Here is a 14153-nt window from a genome sequence, read left to right as displayed (position 1 = left end):
GCGCGCGGCGGCTCCGAGGATCAGGTCTTCAGATACCAGCCGCGTCGATCCATCGCCGCGATCGGCCACCAGAGCAGCAGGATGAACAGGATCACCGGCACCAGCGCGGCAAGCTCGGGTCCGACCACCGGTCGCGCCCACCGATAGGTCCACTGGAAGACATCGGCGGACAGCAAGAACGAGGTCAACTCGTGCAGCGCGTAGGCGGCGATGGCGTTGCGCCCGAAGCTGCCGAGCAGATCCCCGCGTCGCATCTTCTCCCCGCGTCCATCACAGGCGAGGTGGAAGCCCGCCAGCACTACCATCGCGACGCCCGCCGAGACCAGAACGAAGCTGCTCGTCCACAAATCCTTGATGATGGGGAACACCAGCCCCCAGGCCACCCCGGCCGCGATCAGCAGGGTGCCAGCAAGCGCCAACCTGATCGCCGTCCGTCTGATCGGCTGTCCGCGCCGCAGCCAGTCACCCACCAGCGTACCGATCAGCGCCTCCGCGAAGGTCGGCAACGTGCCGAGCACCCCCTCCGGATCATAGCCCTTCGGCCCGGCGACGTAGCGCCAGCTTCCGAACACGGCGCGGTCGAACCACGACACGAAATCGTGGCCGGGGACCCCGATGTCGGTCGACAGCCCGTCGGGCGAGGGCAGCAGGCAAAGCGGCTAGTAGATCAGCAGGATCGCCGCTACGAGCAAGGCGCGCAGCCGCCCGTTGCCGCGCCGATAGACCAGCGCCGTCGCCGCGAAGACCAGCCCGATCCGCTGCAGCACACCGGGTAGCCGGGGCTGCCCCTCGGTCATATCGTAGAGCCACAACAGGTTCGAGAACAGCAGACCGAGCAGCACCAGCCGCCCCGCGCGGAGCAGTATGCGGCGGGCGTCCGGCGTGCCATCCCGCGCGGTCAAAGCGACCGACACTCCGACCATCAGGACGAAGGCCGGGAAGATGGCATCGGCGATGGTGAAACCCGCCCAGCGGGAATGGAGCAGCAGCGGAAAGACCGGCCCGCGATGCGACATTCCCGCCATCAGATTGACCAGGATCATGCCGATCACGCTCAGCCCGCGCAGCAGATCGAGCGAGGCCAGCCGGCGGCCGGCCCGGTCGTGCGGCCGCAGCGGGCCGGTGGCGGCAGGCGTTGCGCTCAACGGGTCAACACGGGGCGACCGTAACGAGGCATCGTGCGGCTGGTATCGCGATCACGGCTCAGGCTTGGCACGCCGCCACCTACACGACAAGGCGAGTAAAAAGGGGGGCGTTCTCCACATCTCGCTGCAAAGGCCCCTTCCCTCACAAATCGAACTCGACGCTCGCCAGCACCGTCCTCGGCGCGCCCGAATAAGCTGTGTTGGCACCCGGACTGCCGACGATGTTGCCGTCCGCGATTGAGGAATAATAGCGTTTGTCGCCGACGTTGATCACGTTGAGCCGCACCGTCTCGTGATGGCCGAACCACGCAGCGTTATAGCGGGCACCGAGATCGACCGTGGCATAGGCCGGCGCGAAGCTGTTGTTGAGGTTGGTCGCCGCGCGATCGCTTTCATAGTGGAAGGTTCCGGTCAGCGCGAAGCCGCCGGCGAAGGCCGGATGGAAATCCGCCGAGACGTCGCTCTTGAACTTTGGCACGCCGACGACGCGCTTGTCGTTCGTCGCCAGAACGCCGGAATGGACCAGCCGAGCGTCGATATAGGTGACACCCCCGAACAGGCTGAGGGAGGGCAGCACCGCGCCCTGCCCGAACAGCTCGCCACCCCAGTTGCGCTGGGTGCCGACCACCGCGAAGATGTTGGTAGCGGCGTCGGTCGTCGCCAATGGCCGCGTCATACGGAAACCGGCGGCGGTGAGCAGGAAGCCCGGCGTCACCTGATATTTCACGCCGGCCTCATATTGGCGATCGCGATAGGGTGACAGGATCTGGTTGGCGTTGGCGGTGCCGGCCGGCGCGGTCTCGCCCTGCTCCACGCTGTTGGAATAGGTGGCGTAAAGCGTCACCACCTCGATCGGCTTGTAGATCAGGCTCGCGGTGCCGCTGACGACGCCATTCTCCGTGTCCGAACTCGTAACCGCACCCGTCTTCGACCAGCTCTTCGAACTCAGGAACGAGGTGCTGAGCGTGCCCTGCAAAGCCAGCCGCTCGTCGAAATGGACTGTATCGCCCGCAACGATCGACTGCACGAAGAGCCGCCCCGATTTGTATTGGCCCCCATCGGCCGGGGTCGGCTTGTCGGGAAGGATCGTCGGATCGGCGAGGTTCCCGGTGCCGAGCGCGACGGCGATCGAGTTGCGCGCGCCATATTGACCGTTGACGAAGCCGTTGGTGCCGATCGCGACGTCGTTGGCAAGGCCGAACAGGCTGAGAGTGCCGGTCAGCGAGGCGGTGTTGCTGGCCACCGTGAAACGCGGCACCGCAGTGAAATTCTTGGTGACGGTGTAGTCGCCGACATTGTCGGTCAGCGTATTCGTGATGCCGAACAGGCCGCGATCGGCATTCTGGTACAGGCCACCGATCTCCAGCTTCCAGCCCGCGCCGAAATCGTGCTTGAGCTTGGCGAGGCCGGTGTCCGTGTTCAGATCGACGCCGGCATAAGGCTGGCCATAGCCCTGCCGCGTCGGATCGATCGCCTTGGGCAGAAGGATGTTGGTCTTGCCGAAATAAACGATGCTGCCGGGAAGGCCGTAGCCGCGCGTCTCGTAATGGCTGGCATCCGCCTCGATCACGGTCCGGTCGTCGACATGGATGTCGAAATCGCCAGAGATCAGCGTGCGATTGAAGTGGCTGCCGTCGACATAGCCCTCACCCTCGCCATGGACGAGGTTGAAGCGGTAGCCGATCGGGCCGGCGGTCGCGCTGGCGTCGATCTGCCCGGTCCACAGTCCCTGGGAGTCGAAGCTGCCGATCGCGCGGAACAGCGGATCGAGCGTGGGCCGCTTGAGCTCGTAGTTGAACACGCCCGCCGGCGATTGCGGCCCGTAGAGCGCGCCGCTCAGGCCATTGAGCACCTGGATGCCGGCAAGGTTCTCGGCCGGGATGGCGGTGGTGCCGACCACGTTGAGGCCGTCCAGCCGCGTATCCTGCACGATACTGCCCTGGAATCCGCGCGATTGCGGGCGGGAAACCTCGAACCCCTGCTGATCGCGGACCTCGACCGACGGCAGGCAACGCAGCGTGTCGTTGACCGTGCGGGCCTGATTGTTGACGATCAGATCCTCCGGCACGACGGTGACCGAGGCGGGCGTATCGGCGATGGGCCGACGCCCAAGCGGACCGAGATCGGCATTCTGCACCACATAATCCGGCTGGGTGGCATAGCCCTTCTCGGCCGTGACGACGATCTCGCCGGTACTGCTTTGAGGCGGCGCCGACTGGGCGACCGCCACCGCACTCGCGCCCGCCGCCACCAGAATAGCCGAACAGCCGGAAACCGACCGGATACGCAACACGTCGGACATGAATACTCCCTGGACGCTATATTCGCTTGTGCATCACGCACTGACCCAGGGAACCGGGCAAGCCAAGTGAATTGCCCGCAACGTCCCAACATTGCGTCGCCCGCGTCGACCGCGAAAGCGATGAGCGGCGGTCCCGGCCCCGCGCTGGATGACAAAGGAGGAGCGCGACGCTCGCTGCATGGAAAGCGACAGGTTGATGGGAAACAAATCACCCGGCATGGCGCCCAGGCGAAGCTCTCGGATCAGCACGCCGCCACGCGCGTCGCGCGGATCAGGTGCCCGATCGCATCGGGATGGATACGGAGCAGGCCGAGCAGCAGATGGCGTGGCAAGGCGGTCCGGCCGCACCGCTGGAGCGTAGTGGCGATCGCCATGCTCCGCCGGAGATCGCGGCGAAGCATGGCATGGTACGCCGCTGCGTCACCGCCTTCCACGACGACTGAGGCGGCCAGAGCGGCGCTGCGCAGCGCGATCGCCATGCCTTCCCCGCAAAATGAGGGGATTACCGCAGCCTGATCGCCGAGCCGAAAGACGCGATCGTCTGTGCTGTCGCGGTGGAGATAGCCATATGGAACGCCCGCGATGGTGAGCGGGCGGGCGAATATCTCCTCGGCGTCCGCGAGCATGGCGGCATACGGCTCGCGCAGCAGCATCTCGAATACCGCCCGCCATGTGCCGCCGATGGCGGACAGCCGGCGCTTGGTGATCAACAGGCACAGATTGGCGATGCCATCCTCGATCAACTGCAGCCCGGCATACCCATCCTCGAACAGGATGACGTCCACCTTGCCGTCGAGATCCGCCCTGGCACGGACCGGCAGGCGCAGATGGACCTTGAAGCCGACATAGTCGGTGTCGCAACCCGCCACGTCGCGCGAGATGCCTCGCACATCGTGCTTGCCGCTGGCGGCGAAAGTGACCGTCGGCGCCAGGTCTCCTCGCGTCGTGACGAGGCGCCCCGGCTCCACCGCGCGGACCGCGACCCCGCGATCTATCTTCGCGCCCGTACGCTCGGCGAGGTCGAGCAAGGCCGCATCGAGCCGCTTGCGGCCCAGCCCGCGCGCGACGAACGGCAAGGAGGCTTCGATCCGGCGGCTGCCCCAGGCAAGACGCAAGGTGGAAATGCGCGAGGCGCCGAGCTGGTCGAGATCGGCGCCCAGCCTGTCCAGCGCGCGCTGTGCCTCGATCGACAGGAACTCGCCGCATATCTTGTCGACCGGCTCTCGTTCGCGCTCCAGCAGGTGGACAGCAAGCCCGGCGCGCGCCAGGCGGATCGCCGCGCCCCCTCCGGCAAGTCCGCCACCAACGACGACCACCTCGCTCATCGCCGACGCGCGAGGCACCAGCGGAACGGCACATGCCAGCGTAGCCGAACCGTCGCCGGATCGAGCGCGGCCTGGGCGATCAGCGCTCGCCAGTCGGCCCCGGTAAAGCTGCGGCTGACGGAGACGGCACCGTCGTGCCGTACGATCGGATGCCAGCGCGCAACGGCAGCCAGCAGCCGAAAGCCATGATAGGCGACGATGTTCCGGTGCAGATCGTTGACGAACCAGCCACGGACGGCCCTCGCCTCCATCCATGCGAGAAAACGGACGATCTCCGCATCGTCCATGTGATGGGTCACCAGCGAACTGATGATGAAATCGATATGCTCGACGGGATCGATCGCGAAGGCATCGCCGGTAATATAATCGATCGGCAGCCCGGCCGGCGTGCGCGCCTGCGCTGCGGGAGCGCTGCGCGGGTTGATGTCGTAGCCGATCAGGCGCACCGCGGTTCGGCCACGGAGCATCCGGGCCAGCGCGCGCAGCATGTCGCCATCGCCGAAGCCCACATCGAGGATCGTGATGGGCGTCGTCTTCGGCACGCCGCGCAGGGCGCGACGGATGAAGGACAGCGTCGGCGGGCGGGCGCGCGTCACGCCGTTTACCCGCGCCAGATCGGCCACCACCGCGGCGAACTCCTCCGCCGAAAGGTCCTCGCCGTCCATCAGTTCGGACTGCGAGGATCGGGCGGAGAGCGCGATCATCGCCGTGCCCGTCTCGTGAAACGGAAACTTTCGGCCGCAAGCCCCGGCCCGAAGGCGATGGCGAAACCGGAGCGTTCCGTATCGTCGGCCTCGCGCAGCATGGCGGCGAGCACGAACATCAAGGTGGCGGAGGACATGTTGCCGCAATCGCGCAGCACATCCCGCGACCAGGCAAGCGCATCGGGCGCCAGCCCGAAACCCTGTTCGACCGCATCGAGGATCGAACGACCGCCGGCATGGACCGCCCACAGCGCATAGTCGCCGGGCGAACCGCCGCGCAGCAATCCGTCGGCCGCTCCGCCGGCGATCTCCGTTGCAAGGGCACGGCCGATCGCGCCCGGCACCTCGCCGCCGAGGTGCATGTCGAAGCCCTGCCCGCCAATCTTCCAGGTGATCGCGCCGGCGGTATCGGTGATCGTCGTGGCGCGGAAATCCTCCAGAGCGATACCGTGAGGATCGGCCGTCACCAAAGCGGCGGCCGCACCGTCTCCGAACAGCAGCATGGAGAGCATACGCTCCAGATCGTCGGTCCGCTGGAAATGAAGCGAGCACAGCTCGACATTGACCACCAGCACCCGCGCTTCTGGAGACGATCGAACGATGTGATGCGCGAGGCGCAGCGCATTCACCGCCGCATAGCATCCCATGAACCCGACGACGGTGCGCTCGACGCCGGCATCCAATCCGTTTTCGGACACGATGAGCTGATCGAGTCCCGGCGCCATGAAGCCTGTGCACGATGCCACGATCAGGTGGGTGATGGCGGCGCTATCCGCCCTGTCCAGCCCCAGCCCGGCGATCGCCTCCCCGGCGAGTCTCGGCGCCCACTGGGCGTAGCGCGCCATGCGATCGGCGGTGCCCGGCCATTCGCCCAGCCCGTAGAAGCCTTCTGTGTCGGTCACCCGGCCATCGGGCAGGATCACCGGCTCGAGGAACGAGAAGCGCCGCTCGATGCCGGCCCGCGCGACCATCCGCAGAAACAGCTGACGACGGCGCTCGTCGGCAATGGTGCCAGCGACGAAGGCGACGAAAGCCTCATGGACCTCGTGCGGCGGTACGGCGGTGCCGATCCGGTTGACATGGGCGGTCGCGCTCATACCCGGCGGCCGATCAGCACGGCGTTGAGCCCGCCGAACGCGAAGCTGTTGGAAACGAGATAGTCATGATCGATCGGCGTTGGAGCGAGTGCCAGTGGCACGTCGCAGTCCGGGTCGCGCCCCAGATGATGACAAACGGGCGGCGCCAGCCCGGCCTGCAACGCCTTGAGGCCGAGTAGCAGCTCGAGCGCGCCCGATCCCCCGATCAGGTGACCGTGGGCGGACTTGGTGGCGATGACGAGGCTCTGCGCCAGCGCCGCCCCGTAGACGGCGTTGATCGCCTGCGCCTCGGCAGCGTCGTTGAGCCGGGTTCCGGTGCCGTGGCTGGAAATCAGAACCGGCGCGTCCAACGCAAGCCCGGCGTCGGCGTGCGCGGCCCGGATTGCCGCCTCGATGCCTGCCCGATCGGGCATGGTGATGTGCGCGGCATCGCTCGTCGTGCCATAGCCGATCAACTCACCCTGGATCGCGGCGCCGCGCGCCACGGCATGATCCCATGCCTCCAGCACCAGCATCGCGGCGCCTTCGCCCAGCACCAGCCCCTGCCGGTCGATCGAAAAGGGCCGGCAGGTGTCCGTCGCCATCGCGCCCAGGGACGCCCAGGCGATCCAGGAGCCAAGCGTCAGGCAGGCTTCGGCTCCGCCGGCGATCGCCACCTCGGCGCGGCCCGCCCGGATCATGTGCATCGCCTCGCCGATCGCATGGGCAGAGGAGGCGCAGGCGCTCGCGATCGTCATGGCGGGGCCGTGCACGCCGAACAGCATGGCGATCTGGCTGGCCGGGGCGGAGATCATGCCTGTCGGGATGGTCTGCGGATGAACCTTGATCTGACCGCGCTCGTAGAGGCGACGATAGGCTGTCTCGAACGTCGCGTTGCCGCCGCTGCCGCATCCGATAACGATTGCCGTACGCCGGTCCAGCACGGGATCGCCGATCAGCCCCGCTTCGCCGACCGCCTCCGTCGCCGCGATCACGGCATAATGCGACAACGGGTCCAGCTGCCCGAGCGCGCGGCGATCGAAATGCGCGGCGAGACCGCTGTCGTCGATCTCCCCGATCGGGGCCGCCGGGCCGATCGTGCGAGGCTGCTCGTCACGCGGCAGGTTGAAGGGCACGATAGCGCTCCTCCCCTCCGCCGTCCGCGCCCAGGCTTCCGCCACGCCCTGCCCCAGCCCGCTGATGCAGCCCATGCCCGTGACGGCGACGCGGATGGTCAAGCAGCCGTGACCCTGGCCAGGATCGCGTCCACGAACTGCCCCAGCGTGTCGGCCGGATTCACCGTCTCGACCGGAATTTCGACGCCATATTTGTCCTCGATCGCGAAAAGCACGCTCATCACGTCGAGCGAAGCGATGTCCAGGGAAGCGAGCGTGGCGTCCGACGTCAGCTTCGCCGCGTCGATCCGTGCTTCCTCGGCGATGATGGTGATGATGTCGTCTCGGGTAGGCGGCACGGGCGATACGCTCCCAAATTCCAGCGACCGCGCCGTCTGGTCGGGACACAACCGTTCGGCAAGCCTCTGGGGTCCACGAATTTCAGCTCGCGACGATATGCCGCAGGATCAGGCCGTCGTCCACGACCAGATCCGGCGCGGCGGCGTGTCGCCGTCGGGGCATAGTATCAGGTCGGCCGGATCCGTGCGGACGGATCATACGGCCGACCCGATGGGCAGGCTCAGGCCACGATGCCGGCGCGCAGGCGATCGAGCACCGGCAACAGTTCGGACGGATCGGGGCGCCGGGTGTAGTCGGGATTGACCTCGGCATAGGCGATCACGCCATCCGTGCCGATCACGTAACGCGCCGGCATCGGAAGCACCCAGGCCGGATCGTCGTTGATCTTGGGCAGATCGTTACCGAACTGGCTGTAGACCGCGATGAGTTCGTCCGGAAGCGCGAAGCGCAGGCCGAATTCGGCGGCCACCGCCGTACCGGCATCGCTCAGGATCGGGAAGCCGAGCTTGTTGTCTCGCTGCGACTTGCGGCTGTTCGCCGGCGTCTGCGGAGAGATCGCAACGAGGCTGGCGCCCCGTGCCTCGATCTCGGACCGGATCTCTTCCAACGCCTGCAGATCATAGTTGCAATAGGGGCACCACACGCCGCGATAGAAGGTCGCGACCAGCGGCCCCTTCGCCAGCAGCGCCCGCGAACCGATGCTGTTGCCGTCCGCGTCTCGCAGCGTGAAGTCAGGCGCCGTGTCACCGGCCTTCAGCGCATGATCGGCCTGCCCGCTGTCGATCAGCTGCTGGGTCGCGCGCTGCATCGTGTCCAGTTGATCGCGGGTCGGCACCAGCGGAAAACGCCCGTTCTCGAAATCATCGCGCATCGCGTCGAGCTTGTCCTGAAGCGTCATCGTCATTCTCCATTTTCGCGGCGGAACCGCCGTGAGCCGGGAATTAGGTTATCCGAGAAAAGCCGTGTATCCGTCGATTACAGACAACATATATCCGGATAGCAAATGAGTGACCGCTGGCAGGAGATGGCTGTTTTCGTGCGCGTTGCCGAGAGCGGCAGCCTTTCGCGCGCGGCGCGGGAACTGAAGTTGTCGCAACCCTCGGTGTCGAGGATCGTCGGCACGCTGGAAGCGAGGCTGGGCACGACGCTGCTGCTGCGCACGACCCGCAGCATCTCACTGACCGAAGCCGGCGCTCTCTTCCTGGAGCGCTCGAAGCACCTGCTGGCGGAAATGGAGGAGGCCGAACAGGCGGCCCGTGGCGTCGATTCGCTGCACGGTGTGATCCGGCTCGCCATGCCGGTGCTCTATGGCACGCGCGCCGTCATCCCCGCGCTGGCAGCCTTCCTGGCCCGGCATCCCGATCTTCGAGTCGAGATCGTCATGAGCGACGCGCGGCAGAACCTGATCATGGAGGGTGTCGATGTCGCCATTCGCCTGGGTGTCGGGCCGCTGGACGACTCGAGCTTCGGTGCCCGCAGGCTCGCCCTGATCGAGCGGCTGGTGGTCGCGGCGCCAGCATATCTCGCCGCACACGGTTCGCCCGCCAATCCGGGTGAACTCGCCGGGCACGACTGTATCGTCCAGCATGGCGTGTTCGGCCGGGAGAGCTGGCGCTTCACCCATAACCAGACCGTCACCTCGATCGACGTCAGGGCCAAGCTCTGGATCAATTCCGCGCCGGGCATCCTCGCGGCTGCCGTGGCCGGAATGGGCATCGCGCTGGCGACCCGCGTCATGGCGGGAGAGGAACTCCGCAGCGGCCAGCTCAGCCAGTTGCTCCAGGCCTATCGGCTCGATCCCGCGGAAGTCTATGCGGTCTTTCCGGCGGGTCCAAGGCCGTCGGCGAAGGTCCGGGCGATCGTCGATCATCTCTCCAGAGCGCTCGGATCCTGAGGCTCTTCGGCACCTCGACCTTCGCAACCGGCCAAAGTCCGCCGTTCGTGCGAAGCGTTGAAGATCCGCCCCCCTCTCCCGTCAACCTTCCGCGCGGTAGCGAAGCGCCTCGATGACGGCGGCGAAGCCGGAGGAATGCTGCCTGCGGCTTGGATAATAGAGATGATAACCCGGAAACGGCGGGCACCAATCCTCAAGCACCCGGATCAGGCGCCCTGCATCGATCAGCGGAAGAACCTGATCGTCGGTGATGTATGCGATGCCGAACCCGTCCATGGCCGCCTGGAGCGCAAGCGCGGTGTCGTTCACGGTCAACTGTCCGTCCACCCTGACGTTCAGCGCACGCCCGTCTTTCTCGAACTCCCACGCGTATAGTCCGCCATAGGTCGGAAACCGCAGGTTGATGCAATTGTGCCGGCTCAGATCATGAGGCGTCGCGGGCGGCGGGTACCGGTCGAAATAGTCCGGCGATGCCGCAGCCGCCATGCGCATATCCGGCCCGATCGGCACGGCCACCATGTCCTGCGCGATTGTCTCCCCCAGCCGAACGCCGGCGTCGAAGCGCTCGGCGACGATATCGACGAAGCCGGATTCCGCACTCAATTCCACCTTCAGCAGGGGATGCCTCGCAAGCAGCGGGAGCAGCGCCGGCTCCAATATGGTCTTGGCAGCGTGTGCGCTCGTCGTGATGCGGATCGTACCCGCCGGCCTGTCGCTCAATTCGCCCAGACTCGCCAGTTCGGCCTCAACGCCGTCGAACAATGCCGACACCGTGGCCAGCAGCCGCTCGCCCGCCTCGGTCGGCACTACGCTGCGCGTGGTACGATTGAGCAGGCGAATGCCGATCCGTTCCTCCAGGCCACGTATCGCATGGCTCATGGCCGAGGTGGAGACACCGATCCGCGCGGCGGCGCGGGTGAAGCTCCTGTCCATCGCGACAGCGCGGAAGGCAAGAAGGTCGTTGAAATCCCTGCGCGCCATTGTTGAATGATACTCAAAACCGTTTCCCGATTGTGCAATCTAATCCCACCGGCCACGCAGGACTAGATGGCTGACAACGAGGAGCAGCCATGATCAGCGAGACCGAACCGATGCGTGCGCCCTGGGGCGATATCGCCCCGAAGCTCACCGATATCACCGACGCCGTCCTGTTCGCCGACGTCTGGCAGCGGCCTGGCCTTTCGGCGCGAGACCGGAGCATGATCACGGTCGCCAGCCTCATCTCGCTCTACCGCACCAACGAGTTGCCCTTCCATCTCGGCAAGGCACTCCAGAACGGCGTCACGCGGGACGAGATTGTCGAAATGGTGACCCACCTCGCCTTTTACGCCGGCTGGCCGACGGCCAGCACAGCGATCGGCATCGTGCGTCAGGCGTTCGAGAAAGCCGACGCCGAAGCATCGCTGGCCGACTGACCTTTCACGTTCAACGGAGATCCGACATGCAGATTCGCGAACTCGGCCGCAGCGGCCTCCCGGTTTCAGCCATCGGGCTTGGCTGCATGGGCATCAGCTTCAGCTACGCCACGAGCCTCTCGCACGACGATGGCGTGAAACTCATCCGCGACGCGGCCGAGCGCGGCGTCACCTTCTTCGACACCGCCGAGGTCTACGGCCCCTTCGTCAACGAGGATGTCGTCGGCGAGGCCCTGCGCCCCATTCGCGACAAGGTCGTGATCGCGACCAAGTTCGGGTTCGACATCGATCCCGAGACACGCGAGAACCGCGGTGTCAGCAGCCGGCCCGAGGATATCCGTCGTGCCGTCGAAGGCTCGCTGAAGCGACTTGGCCTCGAGACGATCGATCTGCTCTATCAGCACCGCGTCGATCCGAACGTGCCGATCGAGGATGTGGCTGGCACGGTCAAGGATCTGATCGCCGAGGGCAAGGCAAGGCATTTCGGCATGTCGGAACCCGGCGTCCAGACGCTGCGCCGGGCGCATGACGTCCAGCCGGTCGCCGCGATCCAGAACGAGTATTCGCTTTGGTGGCGTGCCCCCGAAACCAACGGGATCCTCGATGCCTGCGGCGAACTCGGGATCGGCTTCGTGCCATATAGCCCTCTGGGCAAGGGATTCCTCACCGGCGCGATGAACAAGGACACCAAACTGCCGGACAACGATTTCCGCAGCAGCGTACCGCGTTTCGCGCCGGAGGCGATGGAGAAGAACCAGGCGTTCGTCGATCTGCTCAAGCACGTCGCGGACGACAAGGGCGCGACGCCCGCACAGATCGCGCTCGCGTGGCTCCTGGCGCAGCGTCCGTTCATCGTTCCGATCCCCGGCACGACAAAGCTGCATCGCCTCGAGGAGAATATCGGCGCCGCCGCCATCGAACTGACCGCCGCCGACTTGACCAAGATCCGGGCCGCCGCCGACGGCATCTCGGCGAAAGGAGACCGCTACGCGCCTGCGCAGATGGCGATGGTCGGTCGCGAGGCGCCCGAGAAAAACGCCTGAGCGAGACAAACACGGCCATGACGGGCAACGGGTGGCCGTCCGGTCAACGGCCACCCGACGTCGAACTCCGAGACAATATCCGCTGGATCGCTGGTTCGGCGCTTATGCTGCGGCGACGCGATCAGCCCCGTGCGGCGCGGGCAGCCGCGACGAGGCCGTCCAGCCATTCCTGATGGCCGTTGATCATCGGATTGGGCCGCGCGGTGGCGAGTTCGCGGGCCGGGGCACCGTTCTGCGTCTCCTGGGTGAGGATGCGCACCCGGCCGCCCGACAGATCCTCGATCAGCCAGGCGTGATGGACGTCGAGCCGACCGTCGCCTTCACCGGACCAGCCATGCCAGGCGACCCGCGCGGGCTGGCCCTCGACCGGCGGCACGTGCTCGACGACCTGCGATTCCACAGGAAAGCCGAACGTGCTGAAGAAGAAGCGCACACCATTCTCCAGCGCCGGCCCCCTGCCGTCGTGGAAACGAACGTCGGCCGAATTCCTGTAATAATCCGGCCAGCGCCCCGGCTCGTTGAGGAACGGCCAGACGTCAGCGGTCGTCAGGCCCGCAACGATCACCTCGTTGGAGCAGAAATTGTCGGTGAAGCCGGGCACGTAGCCGGCGGGCCACTGGATGTAGCTCATCGTCTCTCGCCTTTCGTTCAGTCGACCGGATCGCCGTTCTGCGGCCCCGGATAGCGTGCCAGCCAATAGGCATATGGATCGGGCAGCAGCGACGAGGATTTGGGAATGCCGAGGTCGCGGGCAAGCCGGAACGGATAATGTGGATCGGCGAGGTGGCCGCGCCCGACCATGACGAGATCCATCTGCCCGCCATCGACGGCAGCGGTGGCGATCTCGGGCTTGTCCATGCCCCAGGCGGTCGCGACCGGCAGACCGGTCTCGGTGCGGATGCGCTGCGCGATCGGGGCCATGAAGCCGTCGCTCCACGGAACCCTGGCCTCGATGGTCGAGAAGCCCATCGAGACGTTCACGAAATCGAGGCCATCGGCCTTGAAGCGTTTCACCAGCGCGATCGCCTCGCCCAGCGTCTCCTCGTCGCGGCCGTCATACTCGATCACGCCGAAGCGCGCGGTGAGCGGCAGGCGCTCGGGCCATACCGCGCGCACCGCCTGCAACGTCTCGACGAGGAAGCGACCGCGCGCCTCTGCGTCGCGGCCATAGGCATCGGTGCGGGTGTTGGCATGGATCGAGAAGAAGCTCTGAGCGAGATAGCCGTGGGCGAAATGCAGCTCCAGCCACTCGAAACCGGCATCGCGCGCGCGGATCGCGGCGGCGACGAAATCGGCCTTCACCCGCTCGATATCGGCGAGGCTCATCTCGGTCGGCACCTTGGGCAACCCGCCGCCGAAGGCGATCGCGGACGGGGAAATGGTCTGCCAGCCGCCGGGTGCATCGTTCGGAATATGATCGTCGCCCTCCCACGGCAGGTTGGCGCTGGCCTTGCGACCGGCGTGGCCGATCTGGATGCCGGGGACGGAACCGGCCGCCCTGATTGCGCCCGCGATCGCCGCCATGCCCTCGGCCTGCGTGTCGTTCCACAGGCCGGTGCAGCCAGGCGTGATCCGCCCCTCGGGCGAGACGGCGGTCGCCTCGACGATGACCAGGCCCGCCCCGCCGCGCGCCATCCCGGCATAATGGGGCAGATGCCAGTCGGTCACGGCACCGTCGACGGCGCTATACTGGCACATGGGCGGCACCGCGATGCGGTTGCGCAGGGTGATGTCCTTCAGCGTGAAGGGTGTGAACAATGCGGTCATGATCGCG

At 66.4% G+C, this 14153-nt stretch carries 15 protein-coding genes; 3 read left to right on the top strand and 12 right to left on the bottom strand.

The window, feature by feature from the left end; genetic code table 11:
- Window positions 1-20: 20 nt before the first annotated feature.
- The 9 genes from QGN17_RS03410 to QGN17_RS03370 all read right to left on the bottom strand — a co-directional run bounded on the left by QGN17_RS03410 (window position 21) and on the right by QGN17_RS03370 (window position 8925).
- The gene (locus QGN17_RS03410) at window positions 21-593 is read right to left on the bottom strand and encodes an acyltransferase family protein (protein WP_281043114.1); all 573 of its coding nucleotides are present in this window, start codon (window positions 591-593) and stop codon (window positions 21-23) included.
- A gap of 66 nt (window positions 594-659) precedes the next feature.
- A complete protein-coding gene (locus QGN17_RS03405; protein WP_281043113.1) occupies window positions 660-1145 on the bottom strand; it encodes a heparan-alpha-glucosaminide N-acetyltransferase domain-containing protein in 486 nt (161 codons plus the stop codon).
- A gap of 142 nt (window positions 1146-1287) precedes the next feature.
- Entirely contained in the window at window positions 1288-3447 is a 2160-nt protein-coding gene (locus QGN17_RS03400; protein ID WP_281043112.1) for a TonB-dependent receptor, read from the bottom strand.
- Between the two features lie 242 nt (window positions 3448-3689).
- The gene (locus tag QGN17_RS03395; RefSeq protein ID WP_281043111.1) at window positions 3690-4772 is read right to left on the bottom strand and encodes an NAD(P)/FAD-dependent oxidoreductase; all 1083 of its coding nucleotides are present in this window, start codon (window positions 4770-4772) and stop codon (window positions 3690-3692) included.
- On the bottom strand, window positions 4769-5476 hold the full coding sequence (locus QGN17_RS03390) for a methyltransferase domain-containing protein (RefSeq protein ID WP_281043110.1): 708 nt from the start codon (window positions 5474-5476) through the stop codon (window positions 4769-4771). The genes QGN17_RS03395 and QGN17_RS03390 overlap by 4 nt, the downstream gene beginning before the upstream one ends.
- On the bottom strand, window positions 5473-6573 hold the full coding sequence (locus QGN17_RS03385; protein ID WP_281043109.1) for a type III polyketide synthase: 1101 nt from the start codon (window positions 6571-6573) through the stop codon (window positions 5473-5475). The genes QGN17_RS03390 and QGN17_RS03385 overlap by 4 nt, the downstream gene beginning before the upstream one ends.
- A complete protein-coding gene (locus tag QGN17_RS03380; RefSeq protein WP_281043108.1) occupies window positions 6570-7790 on the bottom strand; it encodes a beta-ketoacyl-[acyl-carrier-protein] synthase family protein in 1221 nt (406 codons plus the stop codon). Before QGN17_RS03380 ends, QGN17_RS03385 begins: the two co-directional genes overlap by 4 nt.
- Window positions 7787-8026 carry an acyl carrier protein gene (locus QGN17_RS03375; RefSeq protein ID WP_281043107.1) on the bottom strand — a complete coding sequence of 80 codons (240 nt, stop codon included), beginning with the start codon at window positions 8024-8026 and terminating at the stop codon, window positions 7787-7789. Before QGN17_RS03375 ends, QGN17_RS03380 begins: the two co-directional genes overlap by 4 nt.
- 221 nt (window positions 8027-8247) lie before the next feature.
- A complete protein-coding gene (locus QGN17_RS03370; RefSeq protein ID WP_281043106.1) occupies window positions 8248-8925 on the bottom strand; it encodes a peroxiredoxin-like family protein in 678 nt (225 codons plus the stop codon).
- A 126-nt stretch (window positions 8926-9051) separates the two neighbouring features.
- Here QGN17_RS03370 and QGN17_RS03365 point away from each other — a divergent pair, with 126 nt between their 5' ends.
- The gene (locus tag QGN17_RS03365; protein WP_281043105.1) at window positions 9052-9921 is read left to right on the top strand and encodes a LysR family transcriptional regulator; all 870 of its coding nucleotides are present in this window, start codon (window positions 9052-9054) and stop codon (window positions 9919-9921) included.
- A gap of 81 nt (window positions 9922-10002) precedes the next feature.
- Here the strand turns inward: QGN17_RS03365 and QGN17_RS03360 are convergent, their stop codons facing one another.
- A complete protein-coding gene (locus QGN17_RS03360; RefSeq protein WP_281043104.1) occupies window positions 10003-10902 on the bottom strand; it encodes a LysR family transcriptional regulator in 900 nt (299 codons plus the stop codon).
- Between the two features lie 89 nt (window positions 10903-10991).
- On the opposite strand from QGN17_RS03360, the gene QGN17_RS03355 reads away from it, so the two are divergent.
- Complete coding sequence (locus QGN17_RS03355) at window positions 10992-11336, top strand: carboxymuconolactone decarboxylase family protein (RefSeq protein WP_281043103.1); 345 nt, start codon at window positions 10992-10994, stop codon at window positions 11334-11336.
- Between the two features lie 26 nt (window positions 11337-11362).
- Complete coding sequence (locus QGN17_RS03350; RefSeq protein ID WP_281043102.1) at window positions 11363-12379, top strand: aldo/keto reductase; 1017 nt, start codon at window positions 11363-11365, stop codon at window positions 12377-12379.
- A 121-nt stretch (window positions 12380-12500) separates the two neighbouring features.
- Here the strand turns inward: QGN17_RS03350 and QGN17_RS03345 are convergent, their stop codons facing one another.
- Together QGN17_RS03345 and QGN17_RS03340 are read right to left on the bottom strand one after the other, a co-directional pair.
- The gene (locus tag QGN17_RS03345; protein ID WP_281043101.1) at window positions 12501-13010 is read right to left on the bottom strand and encodes an SRPBCC domain-containing protein; all 510 of its coding nucleotides are present in this window, start codon (window positions 13008-13010) and stop codon (window positions 12501-12503) included.
- A 17-nt stretch (window positions 13011-13027) separates the two neighbouring features.
- Complete coding sequence (locus QGN17_RS03340) at window positions 13028-14146, bottom strand: NADH:flavin oxidoreductase/NADH oxidase (protein ID WP_281043100.1); 1119 nt, start codon at window positions 14144-14146, stop codon at window positions 13028-13030.
- Between the last annotated feature and the right edge of the window lie 7 nt (window positions 14147-14153).

It is taken from the genome of Sphingomonas oryzagri (assembly GCF_029906645.1).
Lineage (GTDB): Bacteria > Pseudomonadota > Alphaproteobacteria > Sphingomonadales > Sphingomonadaceae > Solisphingomonas > Solisphingomonas oryzagri.
The sequence above is the reverse complement of the archived record's forward strand: the minus strand, read 5'-3'. Positions and strand labels throughout refer to the sequence as shown.